The sequence below is a fragment of the Polaromonas sp. CT11-55 genome (genome assembly GCF_047303325.1).
Classification (GTDB): domain Bacteria; phylum Pseudomonadota; class Gammaproteobacteria; order Burkholderiales; family Burkholderiaceae_C; genus Polaromonas.
Genome location: NZ_JBKBEX010000026.1, coordinates 58,828 through 75,212, shown reverse-complemented (window position 1 = coordinate 75,212; position 16,385 = coordinate 58,828). Strand labels below are relative to the sequence as shown.

The window sequence follows — 16,385 nt, the reverse complement described above, 5'->3', positions numbered from 1 at the left end:
CCGCCCAGCCCATACGCTTTTACCGTTTCGCCATTTCCGGGCATTCACACCGCGTGGAGCTGTTCCTCTCGCTGCTGGGCCTGCCCTTCGAGCGCATCGAAATCGACCTGGCGTCCAAGGCGCACAAGACGCCGGCCTTCCTGGCCATGAATGCTTTCGGCCAGGTGCCGGTGATCCAGGACGGCGACGTCACGCTGGCCGATTCGAATGCCATCCTGGTCTACCTCAATGCGCGCTACGCGCCGGATGCCGAGCAGTGGCTGCCGCGCGACCCGCTGGCCGCCGCGGCGGTGCAGCGCTGGTTCTCGGTGGCGGCCGGCCAGCTGGCTTTCGGCCCGGCGGCCGCGCGCGTCGTGCAATTGTTCAAGCGACCGGAAAACCCCGAAGCCATTGAGCGGGCGCACGCGCTGTTCGCGGTGATGGAGCAGCAGCTGGGCCAGTCGGCTTTTCTCGCGGGCAGCACGCCCACGTTGGCCGACATCGCCAACTACAGCTATGCGGCCCATGCGCCCGAGGGCAATGTCTCGCTTGAAGCCTATCCGCGCCTGCGCGCCTGGCTGGCCCGCATAGAAGCCTTGCCGCGTTTTGTGCCCATGGTCAGAACACCTATTGGGTTGGCCGCATGAACGCCCCGGCTTTTCATGAAGGCGAACGTGCCGCGCAGGCGCGTGTGGGAGCGGCCGTGCGCGAGCGCATGGAAGAAATCGGCCCGCGCGTGATACGCGACTTCATGCCAGACCAGCACCGCGAGTTTTTTGAACAACTGCCCTTTGTCATTGCCGGCACGGTGGATGCTGGCGGCCAGCCTTGGGCCTCGGTGCTGGCCCAGCCGCCGGGGTTTATCCATTCACCCGATGCGCGCCACCTGACTTTGCGGGCCCAGCCGCTGCCCGGCGACCCTTTGCAAGCCACGCTGGCCGACGGCGCCGCGATAGGCCTCCTGGGCATAGAGCCGCACACACGCAGGCGCAACCGCATGAACGGCATAGTCCGCGGCCTCCAGGCTGAAGGCTTTGCGGTGGAACTGAGCCAGAGTTTCGGCAACTGCCCCAAATACATCCAGGCGCGCGAGCCGGTCTATGTGGAACGTTCCGCCTCAACCGCCGGGCCGCTGGTGCACGAGTCGGCGCAACTGAGCGACGCGGCGCGCCGCATGATTGAACAGGCCGATACCCTGTTCATCGCCACCGCCTATGCGGGCGACGAAACGCGGGCCGGCCGTGCCGGCGGTGTGGACGTCTCGCATCGTGGCGGCAAGCCCGGCTTTGTGCGCGTGGAGGCCGACGGCACGCTGACCGTGCCCGACTTTGTCGGCAACTACTTCTTCAACACCCTGGGCAACCTGGTGGTGAACCCGCGCGCCGGCCTGCTGTTCATCGACTTCGACACCGGAGACCTGCTGTATATGGCCGTTACGGCCGACATCATCTGGGACGGCCCCGAGGTCGATGCTTTTGCCGGTGCTCAGCGCCTGATGCGTTTCAAGGTGGAGTCCATGCGCCTGGTGGAATCTTCCCTGCCGCTGCGCTGGAGCGAAGCGGAGCTGTCGCCGGTGCTGGAAGCCACAGGCGCCTGGACCAAGCGACCTTAGCCTATCGCTTCCAGCGCCAGTTCGCGCTCCATCCAGGCGCGGAATTTCTGCACCGCCGGCCTGTCCGCGCTATGGGCCGAGGTGATGATGCGGTAGCCCAGGCCGTCCACCGTCTGGCCCGGCAAGACCACCGTGAGCTGGCCGCCGCGCAGCAGCGGCAGCACCAGCGGCGTGCGGCCTATGGCAATGCCGCCGCCCTGCACGGCCGCGTTCAGCACATGCTCGTACTGCGAAAAATACAGGCAGGGCTGCTGCGCCGATTGTTTCAAACCCAGGCGCTCATACCAATCCGGCCATGACATCCAGGGAAAGCGTGTGGCCGGGTCGTAATACACCAGCAGCGGTGTATGTGCGATGTCCGCGGCCGAATGGATGCGCGCCGCAACGGCCGGCGCCGCCACCAGCAAGGCCTGCTCCTGTAAAAGCGGCGGGCTCTCGTCGCCAGGCTGAACCGGATAGAGCCGCACGGCGAGGTCCATCCCTTCACGCTCCAGGTTGACGCGCACTTCCGAGGCGTCGACACGCACGTCGATGGCCGGCTCCAGCTGCTGGAATTTCGCCAGCTTGGGCGCCAGCCACAGTGCGGCGAAAGAGGGTGTGGTGGTGACCGCCACCGAGGCCCTGTCCACCGCCAGCAGGCGGTCCACGGCCGAGGCCAGTTGCGACAGCGAAGCGCGCGCTGCCTCGTACAGTTCGCGGCCCTGGGGCGTGAGGCTCAGGCCCTTGCCGCCGCGCAGGAAGAGCGGCGCGCCCAGCGCGTCCTCCAGGCTTTTGACCTGCTTGCTGACCGCCGACTGCGTGATGCACAGCTCCTCGGCCGCGGCGGTAAAGCTCAGGTGGCGCGCCGCCGATTCAAAACCGCGTATCGCGTCCAGCGACATGGCGCGCAGCGCGTGGGAGGAAGAAGGGTTCAGCATGGCATCAATGGTAGGGGCGGCATGAACGGCATGAGCAGGAGGAATACCCCGGATGACAAACCATCCGGCCGCTGGGGCCGGTTCCAAAGAAGAATCAAACCACACTTTCCAAGGAGTCCGCCATGCATGCCCCCCAAATCCCGCAAACCCCGCTCAAGCTCGGGCCCATCCCGGAGCGTTTTCGCCTGCCGCGCGGCGAAGTCCTGACCTGCACCGGCGGCTGCCTCTGGATCACCAGCGATGCGCTGGCCGGCCGCCGCGACAGCGACATCGTGCTGGAAAGCGGCCAATCTTTTGTCACACCGCAAGCCGCGACCTATTTTGTGGGCGCGCCGCGCGGCAGCGGCGTGCTGGACTTTTCGCCCGCTCCCAAGGGCACGGAGACCGCATGCTGATAGAAACCGAACGCCATGGCCAACATGTGGTGCTCACCCTGAATCGGCCCGAAAAACTCAACGCGCTGAGTTACGAACTGATCGATGAACTCATGGACAGGCTCAATGCCCTGGAGCGCGACGACAGTGTGCGCTGCCTGGTGCTGACGGGGCAGGGCGACAAAGCCTTCAGTGCCGGCGCCGACATCGTGGGCTTTGCGCCTGACATTGCCGCCTCGCCCGAAACCGCGTACCGAAATTTCGTGATGCGCGGCCAGGCCATGACGCGTCGCATCGAGAACTACCCCAAGCCCGTCATCGCCGCCGTCAACGGCATTGCCTTTGGCGGCGGCTGCGAAACCATGGAGGCCTGCAGCATCGCCATCGCGGCCGAGCACGCCAGCTTTGCCAAGCCCGAGATACGCCTGGGCTTTCCGCCGCCCTTTGGCGGAACACAGCGCCTGCCGCGCCACATTGGCCGCAAGCGTGCCAATGAAATGATCCTGACCGGCGACGCCATCAGCGCCGAAGAGGCGCTGCTCATAGGCCTCATCAACCACGTGGTGCCGGTCCATGAGCTGCTGCCGGCTTGCCTGCGCATGGCCGACCGCATTGCCGAAAACTCCGCCATTGCCGTGGCAGCCTCGCTGCGCGCCGTCACGCGCGGCCTCAATGTCTCCATCGACGAAGGCCTGGCGATTGAGGCCGCGCAGTTCATGGTTGCGGCGGCCTCGCGGGATGCGCGCGAGGGCACGGCTGCGTTTGTGGAGAAGCGGCCGGCGGTGTTTTGCCACCGCTAAAGACTCTTTTCAGATCCGGCGCGTGCAGTCTTCAGGCCGCACCGCCGCCATGATGGCGTCGACCAGGTGCCGCGAGAACGCTTCCCCCAGCGCGGACAGCGGTGACTTTTCCAGCGAGGCGATACCCAGCTGGTAGGCTATGCGGGGGCGAAACGGGCGGCTGCTGAAATTCATGTCGCGGCAATAGCTGGCCAGCAATGCGTTGACGATGGACACGCCCAGGCCCTGCGCCACGAAAGCGCAGGCCACGCCCACGGAATGCACTTCGGCGCCTATGCGCGGCATCACGCGAGCCTGCCGAAAGGCCATGTCGATCTCGTGGCGGATCAGCCGCTGGCGGCCCAGCAGGACCAGCGAAACATCGGCCAGGTCCAGCACGCTGACGGTTTCCAGTTTTTCCAGCGGGTGGCCCCGCGGCATGATGCAGACGGCCTCCGCTTCCAGGCAGGCTGTTGCCTGAAGGCCGGCGATTTCTACCGGCAACCTGACCAGCCCCATATCGGCCTCACGGCTCAGAACGGCCCGTTCCGCGTCCGAATAAGAGCCGGACAGCACTTCAAGCACCACGCCCGGATGCTGCTGCACAAAGCTGTCCACTACGGACGGCATGAGCTGCTGGGACAGGGTGCCGGGCACCGCGACTTTGAGCAACTGGCGGTTGAACCCGCCCAGGCGCAGCTGTTCGGTGTGGCGGCGAAAGCACTGTGCGGCGTCGACCAGTCCCTGGGTGTCCTGCAGCAGGGCCTGGGCTTCGCGCGTGGGAAGCAGCCGTCCCTTTTCACGCACAAAAAGGCGCAGGCCCAGGTCTTCTTCAAACTGGGCCAGCAGGCGGCTGACCGCCGACTGCGACAAGTCCAGCCGCTGCGCCGCGCCCGTGGTCGAGCCCGAGGCCATGACCGCCTGGAAAACTTCGAGTTGCTTGAAATTCATGTCGCCCGCCGTCTGTTCGTGCTGTCCGGGCCATGCTATTGCACCCGCGCGCGCACCGCCACTTCTTTGCGAATCGCATAGCCCAATGCGGATTCATCATAGCGTTGCGGCTCCAGAACCCGCGCACCAGAATCCCGTCGCAGCAGCCCTCTGCCATCCATCCATCCAACGACGGGAGTTTTTTTCATGAACCTTCATGCGTGCGCAATCCTTCTCGGCGGCCTCCTGCTCGCCGCGGCCGCTGTGCCGGCGGCCGGCCAGAACATCATCTATGGGCAGATACGCCTGACCCTCAACAGCACCAAGGCTGCTCCCGCCGGAGAAATGACGGAAATGCGCGACAACGCGTCGCGCCTGGGGATTCGCGGCAGCGAAGACCTGGGCGGCGGCCTGGCGGCCTTGTTCGGGATGGAGATGGGCATCGACGCGGATACCGGGGCCGCCACCGTTCCGGCCTATCGCAACAGCTATGTCGGGCTGCGCGGCGACTGGGGCGCCCTGGCGCTGGGACGCCTGGATTCCGCCAACCCCACCGGCTCACCCCTTTATTCCCAGGTGACCGCCATCACCAGTTTTGCCGCCAACGATGCCGGCGCCACCGCGATCGGCACGTCTATGCTGAACGCGCGCAACCGCACGTCCAACGCGGTGGGTTATGCCAGCCCCAACCTGTCGGGCTTTGACTTCCGTGCCCGCTACTACTTGCGCGGCGCGGTGGCCACGCCCGATGTCGAGGACGGCTCCAAATCGCTGGACCTGGGACTCAACTACGCTGACGGACCGCTGAAGGCCGGGATTGGGTTCGGAAAGGACACGCGTCCGTCGGGTTTGCTGGCCAATGAGTTTTCCGGCAAATGGCAGGCCGGCGTGCGCTACGCCTTTGGCGCGGTTGAGCCCTATGTGCTGGCCGGGCAGGACAAATTCCAGAATACCGCGCTCACACGCCGCTACGTGAATTACTGGATCGCGGGTGCCAAGTACAGCCAGGGCGCCCATGGCGTGGTGCTGAACCTGATGCGGCGGGATGTGCAGGCTTCACCGACAGGCGTTCGCAGGCGCCACCAAATGGCCTATACCTACGCTTTGTCCAAGCGGACCGAATTGCAGGCCTTCTATGACCGGGACGGAGTCGACTCGAGCAAGGCCGGCGCGGCCATCCGCTCGGTGGGCGCTGGCATCCGCCACGATTTCTGATGTCTGGGCTTGATGCCCTGATGTTCCCATGTCCCTTCTCCCGGAGAATACTTTCATGCGTAGACGCTTCTTTCTGCTGACAGTTGCTTTCTTTACCTTCGCCGGACTGGCCGTGGCGGGCGCTGCCAGGGCCGCTGGCTACCCCGAAAAACCCGTGCGCATCATCATCCCGTTTCCACCGGGAGCCGCGGCGGACAACGCCATGCGTGTGGTCACGCGCAAGCTCTCGGCGTACTGGGGCCAGCCCGTCATTGTCGACAACCGTCCCGGTGTTCCGGGCATGCAGGCCGCTGCGGCAGCCCCGGCGGATGGCTACACCCTGCTGCTGGGTGCCGGCTCCGGCATCGTCACCACCCCGCTTCTGAACAGCAAACTGCCCTACAACCCGTCCAGGGATTTCACCCCCGTGGGCAAGGTGCTGACCAACACCCCTGTGCTGACCACCCATCCCTCGGTTGGGGTGAAATCCGTCAAGGAGCTCATCGCGCTGGCAAAAAGCAAGCCGGGGCAACTCAACTACAGCTCCAGCGGAACGGGCGGCCCGAACCACCTGGCCATGGAAATGTTCCTGGCGATGACGGGAACCGAGATGGTTCACGTGCCTTACAAGGGCGCCGCGCCTTCCGTCAATGAGCTGGTCGGCGGGCACGTCCAACTGGGCATCAACGCGGTGCCCAGCGTGGCCCACCAGATCAACGCCGGCAAGCTCACGGCCCTGGCCGTGGCCAGCGCCAGGCGCTCCACATTGCTGCCGCAACTTCCCACCATGGCCGAAGCGGGCGTGCCGGGTTTTGAGTACGACATCTGGTATGCCCTGTTTGCGCCGGCCCGCACGCCGGCCGTGCTGGTGGACAAGGTCAGCGCGGACTTGCAACGGGCACTGCGTGACCCCGAAGTCGCCAGGCAGCTGGTGGCGCAGGGCAGTGAGCCGGCACCGGGCAGCGCGCAGGATCTGGCTCGTTACATACGGGAAGACACGGCGCGCTGGACCCAGCTGATCGCCGAGCGCAAGCTCAAGATCGACTGACCGGGGCGCGCGCTATGAACTATCTGAAGCAAGGGCCGCAAGCATTCCCCGCCACTTCGGCTCCGCCGGCGCCCGCGACGCATGAGGTGACAACAAAGAGCGACGTCATGGTGGTAATGCGCGACGGCATACACCTGGCGACCGATGTGTACCTGCCGGCTCGCGATGGCCGGGCCCTGCCGGGCCCGTTCCCGGTGCTGGTGGAGCGCACGCCTTACGGCAAAACCAACGAAACCGTCCGCGAGCGCACGGCGCGCGATCCGCGTCCCGTCTCCCGCGCCGAGGTTGCGGCGAGGTTCGCACGCCGCGGCTATGCGGTGGTCTTGCAGGACTGCCGCGGGCGTTTCGCGTCGGAAGGGGTCTTCACCAAATACCTGGGAGAGGCCAACGACGGCCATGACACGCTGGCCTGGGTTGCCGCGCAGCCCTGGTGCAATGGCCGAATCGGCACACTGGGCTTGTCCTATGCGGCGCATACACAAACCGCGTTGGTGAGCCAGCGCCCGCCAGGCCTTGCTGCGATGCTCCTGGAGGCCGGCGGTTTTGCCAACGCCTATCGCGGCGGCATACGCCACGGCGGCGCTTTTGAGCTCAAGCAGGCGACCTGGGCCTATACCAACGCCCAGCGGACCGGCCCCGCGCTGCGCGATCCCGTCATCCGGGCGGCGCTGGCCGCCGAGGACATCGCCGAATGGTTCGCCGCCATGCCCTGGAAGCGTGGGCATTCGCCGCTGAAATGGGTGCCTGAATACGAGAACTATCTGTTTGAGCAATGGGAGCACGGCAGCTTCGACGCCTACTGGCGCCAGCCGGAGCTTTACGCCGCAGGGCACTACGACAGCTTTGACGGCATCCCCACCCTGCTGATGTGCGGCTGGTGGGACCCCTACGCGCAGACCACCACGGACAACTACCTTGGCATTTCGCGCCGCGCCAAGGGTATGGCGCGCCTGGTGCTCGGGCCGTGGACCCACGGCGAACGCAGCGTCACTTTCGCCGGGGACGTCGATTTCGGCCCGCAGGCCACGCTGGATGGAAACCTGGCCGAGGATCACCTGGCTTTTCGCCTGGCCTGGTTTGAGCGCTGGCTCAAGGGCGACGCGCCGGAGGGCCTCAATCACGTGGCCGATGATCCGGCGGTGCGCTATTTCCGCATGGGCGGCGGCTCGGGGCGTCGCACTGCAAGCGGGCGCCTCGACCACGGCGGCAGCTGGTGCACGGCCGGCGATTGGCCGGTTCCCGGCACCGAGTTCCGGCCCTACTACCTGCAGGCCGACGGTACGCTGCAAACGCAAATCCAGGCGCAGGAGGCCGTGCTGGCGTTTGATTTTGATCCGGCGCATCCGGTGCCGACCATTGGCGGCTCCATCACCTCGGGCGAGCCCCTGATGACGGCTGGTGCCTACGACCAATGCACGCATCAGGGGATTTTTGGCGCCCAGCCTCCTCATCTGCCGCTTGCCGCGCGGCCGGACATCCTGGTGTTTGAAACGTCGCCGCTCGAAGTCGACATGGAAGTCACCGGCCCGGTCACCATCAAGCTGTGGATTTCCTCCAGCGCGCCCGATACCGACTTCACCGCCAAGCTGATCGATGTGCATCCGCCCAATGCCGACTACCCGCAGGGTTACGCCATGAACCTCACCGACGGCATCCTGCGCTGCCGTTACCGGCGCTCGTGGGAGCACCCCGAGCCGTTGGCGCCCGGTGAAGTGGCCGAGATCATCATCGAGCCCATGCCCACCTCCAACTTCTTCAAGAAGGGGCATCGCATTCGCCTCGACATCTCCAGCAGCAACTTCCCGCGCTTTGACGTGAACCCCAACTCAGGCGAGCCCGAAGGCCGGGCGCAGCACAGGCAGGTGGCCGTCAACCGGGTGCATGTGTCGGCGCAATACCCGTCGCAGTTGCTGCTGCCCATCGTGGCGCTAACCGGCGCCTGAAGGCCCTGAATACCCATGCGCCGATAATCGGTGCATGAGCACTCCTTCCAAGACACCCGCATCCGGCGCGGCAAACACTGATTTCGCGAGCCTCTCGCTGAATCCCGCCATGCTGGCCAACCTGCAGCAGCTCGGCTACCTCAGCATGACGCCCATCCAGGCGGCAAGCCTTCCGGTGGCGCTGCTCGGCAAGGACCTGATCGCCCAGGCCAAGACCGGCAGCGGCAAGACCGCCGCCTTTGCGATTCCCTTGCTGGCCAACCTTAATGCGCGGCGTTTTGCGGTGCAAGCCATGGTGCTGTGCCCCACGCGCGAGCTGGCCGACCAGGTCGCCACCGAAGTTCGGCGCCTGGCGCGTGCCGAAGAAAACACCAAAGTCGTGGTGCTGTGCGGCGGTGTGCCGCTGCGCAACCAGACAGCCAGCCTGGAAAACGGCGCACACATCGTGGTCGGCACACCCGGCCGCATCATGGACCATTTGGCGCGCGGCAACCTCACGCTCGAGGCGCTCAACACCCTGGTGCTCGATGAAGCCGACCGCATGCTGGACATGGGGTTCTTCGAAGACATCGTCACCGTCGCCAAGCAATGCCCCAAAGAACGGCAGACCCTGCTGTTCTCGGCGACCTATCCTGAAGGCATCGCCAAGCTGAGCCAGCAGTTCATGAAGGCGCCGCAAACCATCACGGTGCAGGCGCAGCATGAAAAAACCAAGATTCAGCAGCGCTGGTACCAGGTGCCGGACAGCGACCATGACGAAGCCCGCCTGGGCGCCGTCGCGCAAGTGCTGCGGCACTTCCGCCCGGCCAGCACCCTGGCGTTCTGCAACACCAAGTCGCAGTGCCGCGCACTCGTGGCCTATTTACAAGATCAGGGTTTCAGTGCGCTGGCCCTGTTCGGTGAACTCGAGCAGCGCGAGCGCGACCAGGTGCTGGTGCAGTTCGCCAACCGCAGCTGTTCGGTACTGGTGGCCACCGACGTGGCCGCGCGCGGCCTGGACATTGCGCAACTCGCGATGGTCATCAACGTCGACGTCACGCCCGACGCCGAGGTGCACATCCACCGTATAGGCCGCACCGGCCGCGCCGACGAAGAGGGCTGGGCCATCAGCCTGGCCAGCATGGACGAGATGGGCTATGTCGGAAAGATTGAAGTGCTGCAGAAGGCCGAATCAGAATGGCACAAACTGGCCGAACTGACGCCCGCGAGCAATGAGCCCTTGCTGCCGCCCATGGTGACCCTGCAGATCGTCGGCGGCCGCAAGGAAAAGATCCGCGCCGGCGACGTGCTGGGCGCGCTGACCGGCGAGGCCGGCTTCACGCGTGAGCAGGTCGGCAAGATCAACGTCAATGAGTTTTCCACCTACGTTGCAGTGGATCGCCGCATTGCCGCCGACGCACTGAACAAACTCTCGACCGGTCGTGTCAAAGGCAAGAGTGTGAAGGTGCGGCTGCTGGAGGATTGATCCCGCTGCGCGGTCTCAGCGCCCGGCCAGTGCCGCGCGATTCGACACCAGGATATTGCTTTTCTCCAGCCGCCCACCGGCCTGGATCGCGGTGATCCAGGCATCGGTAGACCCGGCGGCGGCAAAGCGCGAATGGAAGACCACGCTGAACACGCGGTGGATTTCCTCGGCGCTGGCGCTGCCGGCTTCATTGGCATAGGGAAGGGCGCCGGTGGCGTCGCTCAAGAACTCCACATGCAGGCCACGGTGCGTGGCTTCGAAAATGGTGGAGGCATCGCAGTTGTGCGTCATGTAGCCGATCACGGTGAGGGTGTCTATGCCGCGCTGCTCCAGCCACTGCGCGAAATCGGTGCCGGTATAGACGCTGGGCCAGGATTTCTCGATGTAGTGGTCGCGTGGGCGGCTGGCCACGGCCTCATGCAATTCCCAGGCGGCCGAGCCTTTGGCGAACAGCGCCGCGGCGGGGGATTCGCTGTGCTGCACCACGACGATGGGAATGCCGGCCGCGCGCGCGGCGTCCATGGCGCGCGCGATGTTGGGCAGGGTCTGGGCCACGGGCGGGTGTTCGATCAGCAAGCCGCCGTTGAAGTACTCCATCTGCACGTCAATGACAACGAGGGCGCGGCGCGGGGCTTTTGAGGTGTTGCTTGCGGTCATGAAAGTTTCCTGTGTTGAAAGCGGTGGTTGATGTAAGGATTGTTGGCCGGCACCCGTTTTGTCGACAGTGGCCCAAATGCCAATACTCGATAGAATCGGGCCATGTCACCGCGTTCCCTGAAATCAAGCCGAAAAGCCGCCAAACCTGCCAGGCCCGCAAAACAGGACGGCAGCGTGGCCGTGGTCGCGTTTGACGGCATCAGCCCCTTTCACCTGTCGGTGCCCTGCATGGTGTTCGGCAACGATTTTTCGGGGGCCGACCTGCCGCGCTTCAAGCTGGTGGTCTGCGCCGAAAAGCCGGGCACCTTGAGCACTACCTCGGGCTTCGGCATCAGCGTGCAAAAAGGCCTGGGTGCGCTCGCGAAGGCGCAGACCATCGTGGTGCCGTCCTGGCGCGACGCGATGGAGCGCCCGCCCGAGGCCTTGCTCAAGGCTTTGCAGGCCGCGCACAAACGCGGCGCGCGCATTGTGGGCTTGTGCCTGGGCGCGTTTGTGCTGGCCGAGGCCGGCCTGCTCGATGGCCGGCCGGCAACCACGCACTGGGCGCTGGCCGGTGAATTTTCCGCGCGCTACCCGCAGGTGCGGTTGCAGCCCGATGTGCTCTATGTGGATGACGGCGAGGTGCTGACTTCGGCCGGCACGGCGGCGGGCATAGACTGCTGCCTGCATGTGCTGCGCCTGGACTACGGCGCCGAGATGGCCAACCGCGTGGCGCGCCGCATGGTGGTGGCGCCGCAGCGCCAGGGCGGGCAGGCACAGTATGTGGAGCAGCCCTTGCCCGCCACGGGAGCGGGCCACCGGCTGTCGACCATCCTGGCCTGGGTGCAGAAAAACCTGGACCAGCCGCACAGCCTGGACGCCCTGGCGGCGCGGGCGCTGATGAGCAGGCGCAGCTTCACGCGCCATTTCCGGCAGGTCACTGGCACCACGGTGGGCCAATGGCTCACCAGCCAGCGCCTGGGCCTGGCGCAACGCCAGCTTGAATCGACGGACCGTTCCATGGAGCAGATCGCGCTCGATGCGGGTTTTGGCTCGGCGGTGTCGCTGCGCCAGCATTTCGCGGCAACGCTGGGGACTTCGCCGTCGGCTTACCGGCGCGAGTTTCGCGCGGCCTGATGTGTTGTAGGCGCGGGCGACGCCGTCTTGTCGGCCCCGGCGGCCAGGGCTTCCCGGCAAATATCGCCAGGCGCGAATACAGGCCCTTTTTGCGCGCCTAATGGGTAGCGATGGTGGCGGGTTCCCGCCGCCGCGGACAGACAGGCTCCTTTTGCGGAGCCAATCCCCAAGGCATAAGACACCCTATGGTCAGGCTTGAATTTTCCGCGGTGCTGGATTACGAGGTGATGGCACCGGGCTGCGATTTCATCTTCAACATCCAGGCCGCTTACACACCGCGGCAGCTGGTGATGCATGAATCCCTGGGGCTGAGCCAGCCGGTGGCCACCAGTAGCTACACCGATCCCGCCACGCAAAGCCGCTTTCTGCGCCTGCACGCCGAGCCCGGCCACTTCACGCTGAGCTATACGGCGGTGGTGGACCTGGTCCACTACGAGGCGCAGCCGGGCTCGCTGCCCGAACTGAGCCCGCTGGCCCTGCCCGGCGAGGTGCTGCCTTATTTGTATCCCAGCCGTTATTGCCAGTCGGACCGCTTGCTGACCCTGGCCAACAGCCAGTTCGGCCACCTGCCGCTGGGTTACGGCCGGGCGCGAGCGATCTGCGACTGGGTCCAGCAGCATGTGAGCTTTCAGGGCAATACCAGCAACAGCACGACCTCGGCCATAGACACCCTGATAGAGCGGGTCGGTGTGTGCCGCGACTTCGCGCATCTGATGATCGCGCTGTGCCGCGCGGCCAGCCTGCCGGCGCGCATGGCCAGCGGCATGGACTACGGCGCCGACCCCGCGCTGGGCCCGCCGGATTTCCATGCCTATGTCGAGGTCTACCTGGGCGACCGCTGGTACCTCTTCGACCCTTCGGGCACGGCGATCCCCATGGGTTTTGTGCGTTTCGCCACGGGCCGGGACGCGGCCGACATCGCCTTTGCCACGATTTTCGGCAGCGTGCGCGCGGCGCAGCCGCAGGTCCACATCGAGGCAGTGCCCAACAGCCTGGGGCAGCTGGTGCTGCCGCAGCATGTGAACTACGCGCTGTCGACCGATGGACCCTGACCGCCTGAAGGCCGCGCAATAAAAAAGCGCGCAGGCCTGCGCGCTTTTTTGGGGGTGGTGCCGCTCAGCTTCGCTGCGATGCCGCCTTGGCGGCGTTGCGGCGGCGCTCCAGGAAGGCCTGCAGCTCGCCGATCACGCCCTTGCGGAAGGCCAGCACGCACAGAACAAAGATCCCGCCGATGATGACGGTGACCCAGGAGCCGACCTTGTCGGCCAGCAGGTTTTGCAGCGCGATCACGATGCCCGAGCCCATGACCGGACCGAAGAAGGTGCCGACGCCGCCCAGCAGCGTCATCAGGATGACCTCGCCGGACATGGACCAGTGCACGTCGGACAGCGTGGCAAAACCCATGACCAGGGTTTTCATCGAACCGGCCAGGCCCGCCAGCGCGGCCGACAGCACAAAGGCCAGCAGCTTGTAGCGGTCCACGTTGTAGCCCAGCGAGATGGCGCGGGGCTCGTTCTCGCGGATCATCTTGAGCACCTGGCCGAAAGGCGAATGCACGATGCGCGAGATGAAGAGGAAGCAGGCGACAAAAATCGCCACCACCACGTAATACAGATTGATGTCGGATTCGAGCGGCAGCAGGCCGAAGAGCTTGCCGCGCGGCACGCCCTGCAGGCCGTCTTCGCCGCCGGTAAAACTCGCCTGCAGGCAGACGAAGTAGACCATCTGGGCAATCGCCAGCGTGATCATGGCGAAATAAATGCCCTGGCGGCGTATGGCCACCAGGCCGACCAGCAGGCCTATCAGCCCGGCCGCCACCGCGCCGGCCAGCAGGGCCAACTCGGGAGTCCAGTTCTGCGACTTGATGAACCAGCCAGTGACATAAGCGGCCGAGCCGAAGAAGGCCGCATGGCCGAAAGACAGCAGGCCGGTAAAGCCCAGCAGCAGGTTGAAGGCGCAGGCAAACAGCGCGAAGCACAGCAGCTTCATCACAAACACCGGGTACAGGCCCAGGAAGGGCGCGGCCAGCGCAAGCGCCAGCAGCACGAGGTAGGTGATGCGCAGCATGTTGGCGGCTTTGGTGGAGAGGGCGCTCATGCTCAGGCTTCCTTTCCGAAGAGGCCGGCGGGCCGGAACATGAGAACAATCACCATGATGACAAACACCACGATGTTGGACGCTTCAGGGTAAAACACGCGGGTCAGGCCTTCGACAATGCCCAGGCCCAGGCCGGTGACGACCGAGCCCAGTATGGAGCCCATGCCGCCGATGACGACGACGGCGAAGACCACGATGATCAGGTTGGAGCCCATGAGCGGGTTGACCTGGATGATGGGCGCGGCCAGCACGCCGGCGAGAGCCGCCAGCCCGGCGCCCGCGCCGTAAGTCAGCATGACCATCATGGGCACGTTAACGCCGAAGGCCTGCACCAGCGGCGCGTTTTCGGTGCCGGCGCGCAGGTAGGCGCCCAGCCGGGTGCGCTCGATCAGGAACCAGGTGCCCAGGCAGACCACCAGCGAGACCGCCACCACCCAGGCGCGGTAAATCGGCAGGCGCATAAAGCCCAGGTCCATGGCGCCGGCCAGCAGGTCGGGCACGTTGTAGTTCTGGCCCGAGACGCCGTAAATTTCACGGAACACGCCTTCGAACACCAGGGCCAGGCCGAAGGTCAGCAGCAGGCCGTAAAGCGGGTCCAGCTTGTACAGGTGTTTGAGGAACAGCCGCTCGATGATGACACCGAGGATGCCGACTGTCAGCGGCGCCAGCACCAGCGCAAACCAGTAATTCATCCCGAACTGGTCCAGCATGATCCAGGCGGCAAAGGCGCCCAGCATGTAAAGCGCGCCGTGCGCGAAGTTGACGATGCCCAGCAGCCCGAAAATCACCGCGAGCCCCAGGCTCAGCATGGCGTAGAAGGCGCCATTGACCAGGCCCAGCATCAGCTGGCCCATAAACGCTTGCAGGGGAATACCGAAAATTTCCATGGGAACCTGTCAGGACACCAATACCGTTAGTTGTGGCGGAAATGAGAAAGGCTTAAAGATGCAGCCGGCCATTCCTGCGAATGACCGGCTGGATCAAACCCCTCGTTCTTCTCCGTCTTTCTTGCCGTCAGTTCAAGGCTTGCGCAATTACTTCTTCACGGCCGCGCACTTGGATTCGGCCACCGTGGTGAAGGCCTGCTCGCCCGGCACCTTGGCCACGGTCTTGTAGTAGTCCCATGGTGTGGTGGACTCCTTGGAGCCCTTGACCTGGAACAAATACATGTCGTGGATCATGCGGCCGTCGGCGCGGATCTGGCCCTTGTTGTAAAAGTCGTCGATCTTCATGCCCTTGAGCGTGCTCATGACCTTGTCGGAGTCGGTCGTGCCGGCGGTTTGCACGGCCTTGAGGTAGTTCATGGTGGCCGAGTAGTCGGCGGCCTGCAGGCTCGAAGGCATGCGTTTGTATTTGTCGAAGAAGCGCTTGGCGAACTTGCGCGAGGCGTCGTCCTGGTTCCAGTACCAGCTGTCGGCCAGTTGCAGGCCTTCGGTATTGGCCAGGCCCAGGGAGTGCACGTCGTTGATGAACACCAGCAGGCCGGCGACCTTCATGGTCTTGCCGATGCCGAACTCCTTGGCGGCCTTCATGGCGTTGGTGAAGTCGCCGCCGGCATTGGCCAGGGCCAGGATCTGCGCCTTGGAAGACTGGGCCTGCAGCAGGAAGGACGAGAAGTCGGAGGCGTTCAGCGGGTGGCGCACGGTACCGGCGACGGTGCCGCCGTTGGCCTTGACCACGTTGGAGGCGTCGCCTTCGAGCGAGTAGCCGAAGGCATAGTCGGCGGTCAGGAAGTACCAGCTCTTGTTGCCGGCCTTGACCAGCGCTGATCCGGCGACCTTGGCCAGCGACACCGTGTCGTAGGCGTAGTGGACGGTGTAGGGCGAGCAGTCTTCATTGGTCAGGCGGGCGGAGCCTGCGCCGATGGCGATGAAGGGCTTTTTCTTTTCGGTGGTGACCTTGGACATGGCCAGCGCCGTGCCGGAGTTGGTGCCGCCAATCAGCATCTGCAGGCCGTCCTTGTCGATCCACTCACGCGCCTTGGACGATGCGACGTCGGCCTTGTTCTGGTGGTCGGCGCTCAGCACCTCGATGGGGCGGTCCAGCACCTTGCCGCCGAAATCCTGCACCGCCCACCTCAGCATTTCCGCGCCGGCGGGGCCGTCGATGTCGGCGTAGAGGCTGGACATGTCGGTGATGATGCCGATCTTGATCGGGCCGGTGTTCTGCGCAAAGGCGGCGCCTGTGAGGCCTACGGCGAGTGCGGCAACAAGTGTTTTGAGTTTCATGGTGTCTCCTGATTTGGATGGGGTGAACGGGGGAATTCGAAGGAAT

Annotated in this window: 17 protein-coding genes; 10 read left to right on the top strand and 7 right to left on the bottom strand. The window is 65.1% G+C overall.

Features of this window, described 5'->3' with window-relative positions; all coding sequences use genetic code 11:
* Both ACEN8I_RS19910 and ACEN8I_RS19905 read left to right on the top strand, forming a co-directional pair.
* The coding region (locus ACEN8I_RS19910; protein WP_413330363.1) for a glutathione S-transferase family protein at nt 1-626 on the top strand (626 nt) is incomplete at its 5' end.
* On the top strand, nt 623-1,591 hold the full coding sequence (locus tag ACEN8I_RS19905; protein ID WP_413330362.1) for a pyridoxamine 5'-phosphate oxidase family protein: 969 nt from the start codon (nt 623-625) through the stop codon (nt 1,589-1,591). The genes ACEN8I_RS19910 and ACEN8I_RS19905, both read left to right, overlap by 4 nt.
* Here the strand turns inward: ACEN8I_RS19905 and ACEN8I_RS19900 are convergent.
* Nucleotides 1,588-2,508 carry a LysR substrate-binding domain-containing protein gene (locus ACEN8I_RS19900; protein ID WP_413330361.1) on the bottom strand — a complete coding sequence of 307 codons (921 nt, stop codon included), beginning with the start codon at nt 2,506-2,508 and terminating at the stop codon, nt 1,588-1,590. The genes ACEN8I_RS19905 and ACEN8I_RS19900 overlap by 4 nt on opposite strands.
* 122 nt (nt 2,509-2,630) lie before the next feature.
* Here ACEN8I_RS19900 and ACEN8I_RS19895 point away from each other — a divergent pair, with 122 nt between their 5' ends.
* Nucleotides 2,631-2,903, top strand: a complete 273-nt coding sequence (locus tag ACEN8I_RS19895; RefSeq protein ID WP_413330360.1) for a DUF2917 domain-containing protein — start codon at nt 2,631-2,633, stop codon at nt 2,901-2,903.
* Entirely contained in the window at nt 2,897-3,682 is a 786-nt protein-coding gene (locus tag ACEN8I_RS19890; RefSeq protein ID WP_413330359.1) for a crotonase/enoyl-CoA hydratase family protein, read from the top strand. Before ACEN8I_RS19895 ends, ACEN8I_RS19890 begins: the two co-directional genes overlap by 7 nt.
* A 9-nt stretch (nt 3,683-3,691) precedes the next feature.
* On the opposite strand, the gene ACEN8I_RS19885 is transcribed toward ACEN8I_RS19890, so the two are convergent.
* Both ACEN8I_RS19885 and ACEN8I_RS19880 read right to left on the bottom strand, forming a co-directional pair.
* On the bottom strand, nt 3,692-4,612 hold the full coding sequence (locus ACEN8I_RS19885; RefSeq protein WP_413330358.1) for a LysR family transcriptional regulator: 921 nt from the start codon (nt 4,610-4,612) through the stop codon (nt 3,692-3,694).
* Nucleotides 4,613-4,647: 35 nt separating this feature from the next.
* Nucleotides 4,648-4,800, bottom strand: coding sequence for a hypothetical protein (locus ACEN8I_RS19880; protein ID WP_413330357.1), 153 nt, complete (start codon nt 4,798-4,800; stop codon nt 4,648-4,650).
* Here ACEN8I_RS19880 and ACEN8I_RS19875 point away from each other — a divergent pair.
* The 4 genes from ACEN8I_RS19875 (at nt 4,799) to dbpA (ending at nt 10,241) form a co-directional block, all read left to right on the top strand.
* A complete protein-coding gene (locus ACEN8I_RS19875; RefSeq protein WP_413330356.1) occupies nt 4,799-5,806 on the top strand; it encodes a porin in 1,008 nt (335 codons plus the stop codon). The two genes, ACEN8I_RS19880 and ACEN8I_RS19875, sit on opposite strands and share 2 nt — an antisense overlap.
* A gap of 55 nt (nt 5,807-5,861) precedes the next feature.
* Nucleotides 5,862-6,833 carry a Bug family tripartite tricarboxylate transporter substrate binding protein gene (locus ACEN8I_RS19870; RefSeq protein ID WP_413330355.1) on the top strand — a complete coding sequence of 324 codons (972 nt, stop codon included), beginning with the start codon at nt 5,862-5,864 and terminating at the stop codon, nt 6,831-6,833.
* 107 nt (nt 6,834-6,940) lie between these two features.
* Nucleotides 6,941-8,776: a CocE/NonD family hydrolase gene (locus ACEN8I_RS19865; protein ID WP_413330354.1), complete on the top strand. Its 1,836-nt coding sequence runs from the start codon at nt 6,941-6,943 to the stop codon at nt 8,774-8,776.
* Nucleotides 8,777-8,810: 34 nt separating this feature from the next.
* Entirely contained in the window at nt 8,811-10,241 is a 1,431-nt protein-coding gene (gene dbpA / locus ACEN8I_RS19860; protein WP_413330353.1) for an ATP-dependent RNA helicase DbpA, read from the top strand.
* A gap of 15 nt (nt 10,242-10,256) precedes the next feature.
* Here dbpA and ACEN8I_RS19855 read toward each other — a convergent pair whose 3' ends face one another.
* A complete protein-coding gene (locus ACEN8I_RS19855; protein ID WP_413330352.1) occupies nt 10,257-10,898 on the bottom strand; it encodes a cysteine hydrolase family protein in 642 nt (213 codons plus the stop codon).
* A gap of 102 nt (nt 10,899-11,000) precedes the next feature.
* On the opposite strand from ACEN8I_RS19855, the gene ACEN8I_RS19850 reads away from it, so the two are divergent.
* Entirely contained in the window at nt 11,001-12,014 is a 1,014-nt protein-coding gene (locus ACEN8I_RS19850) for a GlxA family transcriptional regulator (protein WP_413330350.1), read from the top strand.
* A 185-nt stretch (nt 12,015-12,199) separates the two neighbouring features.
* Nucleotides 12,200-13,066 (top strand): transglutaminase-like domain-containing protein, encoded by an 867-nt coding sequence (locus tag ACEN8I_RS19845; protein WP_413330348.1) that lies wholly within the window; start codon nt 12,200-12,202, stop codon nt 13,064-13,066.
* A 64-nt stretch (nt 13,067-13,130) separates the two neighbouring features.
* Here ACEN8I_RS19845 and ACEN8I_RS19840 read toward each other — a convergent pair whose 3' ends face one another.
* The 3 genes from ACEN8I_RS19840 to ACEN8I_RS19830 form a co-directional block, all read right to left on the bottom strand.
* Nucleotides 13,131-14,111, bottom strand: coding sequence for a branched-chain amino acid ABC transporter permease (locus ACEN8I_RS19840; protein ID WP_413330346.1), 981 nt, complete (start codon nt 14,109-14,111; stop codon nt 13,131-13,133).
* 2 nt (nt 14,112-14,113) lie between these two features.
* Entirely contained in the window at nt 14,114-14,998 is an 885-nt protein-coding gene (locus ACEN8I_RS19835) for a branched-chain amino acid ABC transporter permease (protein WP_413330344.1), read from the bottom strand.
* A gap of 147 nt (nt 14,999-15,145) precedes the next feature.
* Complete coding sequence (locus ACEN8I_RS19830; protein WP_413330342.1) at nt 15,146-16,339, bottom strand: ABC transporter substrate-binding protein; 1,194 nt, start codon at nt 16,337-16,339, stop codon at nt 15,146-15,148.
* Nucleotides 16,340-16,385 lie beyond the last annotated feature (46 nt).

What these genes read in the sequence shown, in the direction of transcription:
- ACEN8I_RS19845 (WP_413330348.1), top strand. Translation starts at nt 12,200, where the DNA reads ATGGTCAGGCTTGAATTTTCCGCGGTGCTGGATTACGAGGTGATGGCA.
- ACEN8I_RS19890 (WP_413330359.1), top strand. Translation starts at nt 2,897, where the DNA reads ATGCTGATAGAAACCGAACGCCATGGCCAACATGTGGTGCTCACCCTG.
- ACEN8I_RS19905 (WP_413330362.1), top strand. Translation starts at nt 623, where the DNA reads ATGAACGCCCCGGCTTTTCATGAAGGCGAACGTGCCGCGCAGGCGCGT.
- ACEN8I_RS19900 (WP_413330361.1), bottom strand. Translation starts at nt 2,508, where the DNA reads ATGCTGAACCCTTCTTCCTCCCACGCGCTGCGCGCCATGTCGCTGGAC.
- ACEN8I_RS19850 (WP_413330350.1), top strand. Translation starts at nt 11,001, where the DNA reads ATGTCACCGCGTTCCCTGAAATCAAGCCGAAAAGCCGCCAAACCTGCC.
- ACEN8I_RS19875 (WP_413330356.1), top strand. Translation starts at nt 4,799, where the DNA reads ATGAACCTTCATGCGTGCGCAATCCTTCTCGGCGGCCTCCTGCTCGCC.
- ACEN8I_RS19885 (WP_413330358.1), bottom strand. Translation starts at nt 4,612, where the DNA reads ATGAATTTCAAGCAACTCGAAGTTTTCCAGGCGGTCATGGCCTCGGGC.
- ACEN8I_RS19895 (WP_413330360.1), top strand. Translation starts at nt 2,631, where the DNA reads ATGCATGCCCCCCAAATCCCGCAAACCCCGCTCAAGCTCGGGCCCATC.
- ACEN8I_RS19840 (WP_413330346.1), bottom strand. Translation starts at nt 14,111, where the DNA reads ATGAGCGCCCTCTCCACCAAAGCCGCCAACATGCTGCGCATCACCTAC.
- ACEN8I_RS19870 (WP_413330355.1), top strand. Translation starts at nt 5,862, where the DNA reads ATGCGTAGACGCTTCTTTCTGCTGACAGTTGCTTTCTTTACCTTCGCC.
- ACEN8I_RS19855 (WP_413330352.1), bottom strand. Translation starts at nt 10,898, where the DNA reads ATGACCGCAAGCAACACCTCAAAAGCCCCGCGCCGCGCCCTCGTTGTC.
- ACEN8I_RS19880 (WP_413330357.1), bottom strand. Translation starts at nt 4,800, where the DNA reads ATGAAAAAAACTCCCGTCGTTGGATGGATGGATGGCAGAGGGCTGCTG.
- dbpA (WP_413330353.1), top strand. Translation starts at nt 8,811, where the DNA reads ATGAGCACTCCTTCCAAGACACCCGCATCCGGCGCGGCAAACACTGAT.
- ACEN8I_RS19865 (WP_413330354.1), top strand. Translation starts at nt 6,941, where the DNA reads ATGGTGGTAATGCGCGACGGCATACACCTGGCGACCGATGTGTACCTG.
- ACEN8I_RS19830 (WP_413330342.1), bottom strand. Translation starts at nt 16,339, where the DNA reads ATGAAACTCAAAACACTTGTTGCCGCACTCGCCGTAGGCCTCACAGGC.
- ACEN8I_RS19835 (WP_413330344.1), bottom strand. Translation starts at nt 14,998, where the DNA reads ATGGAAATTTTCGGTATTCCCCTGCAAGCGTTTATGGGCCAGCTGATG.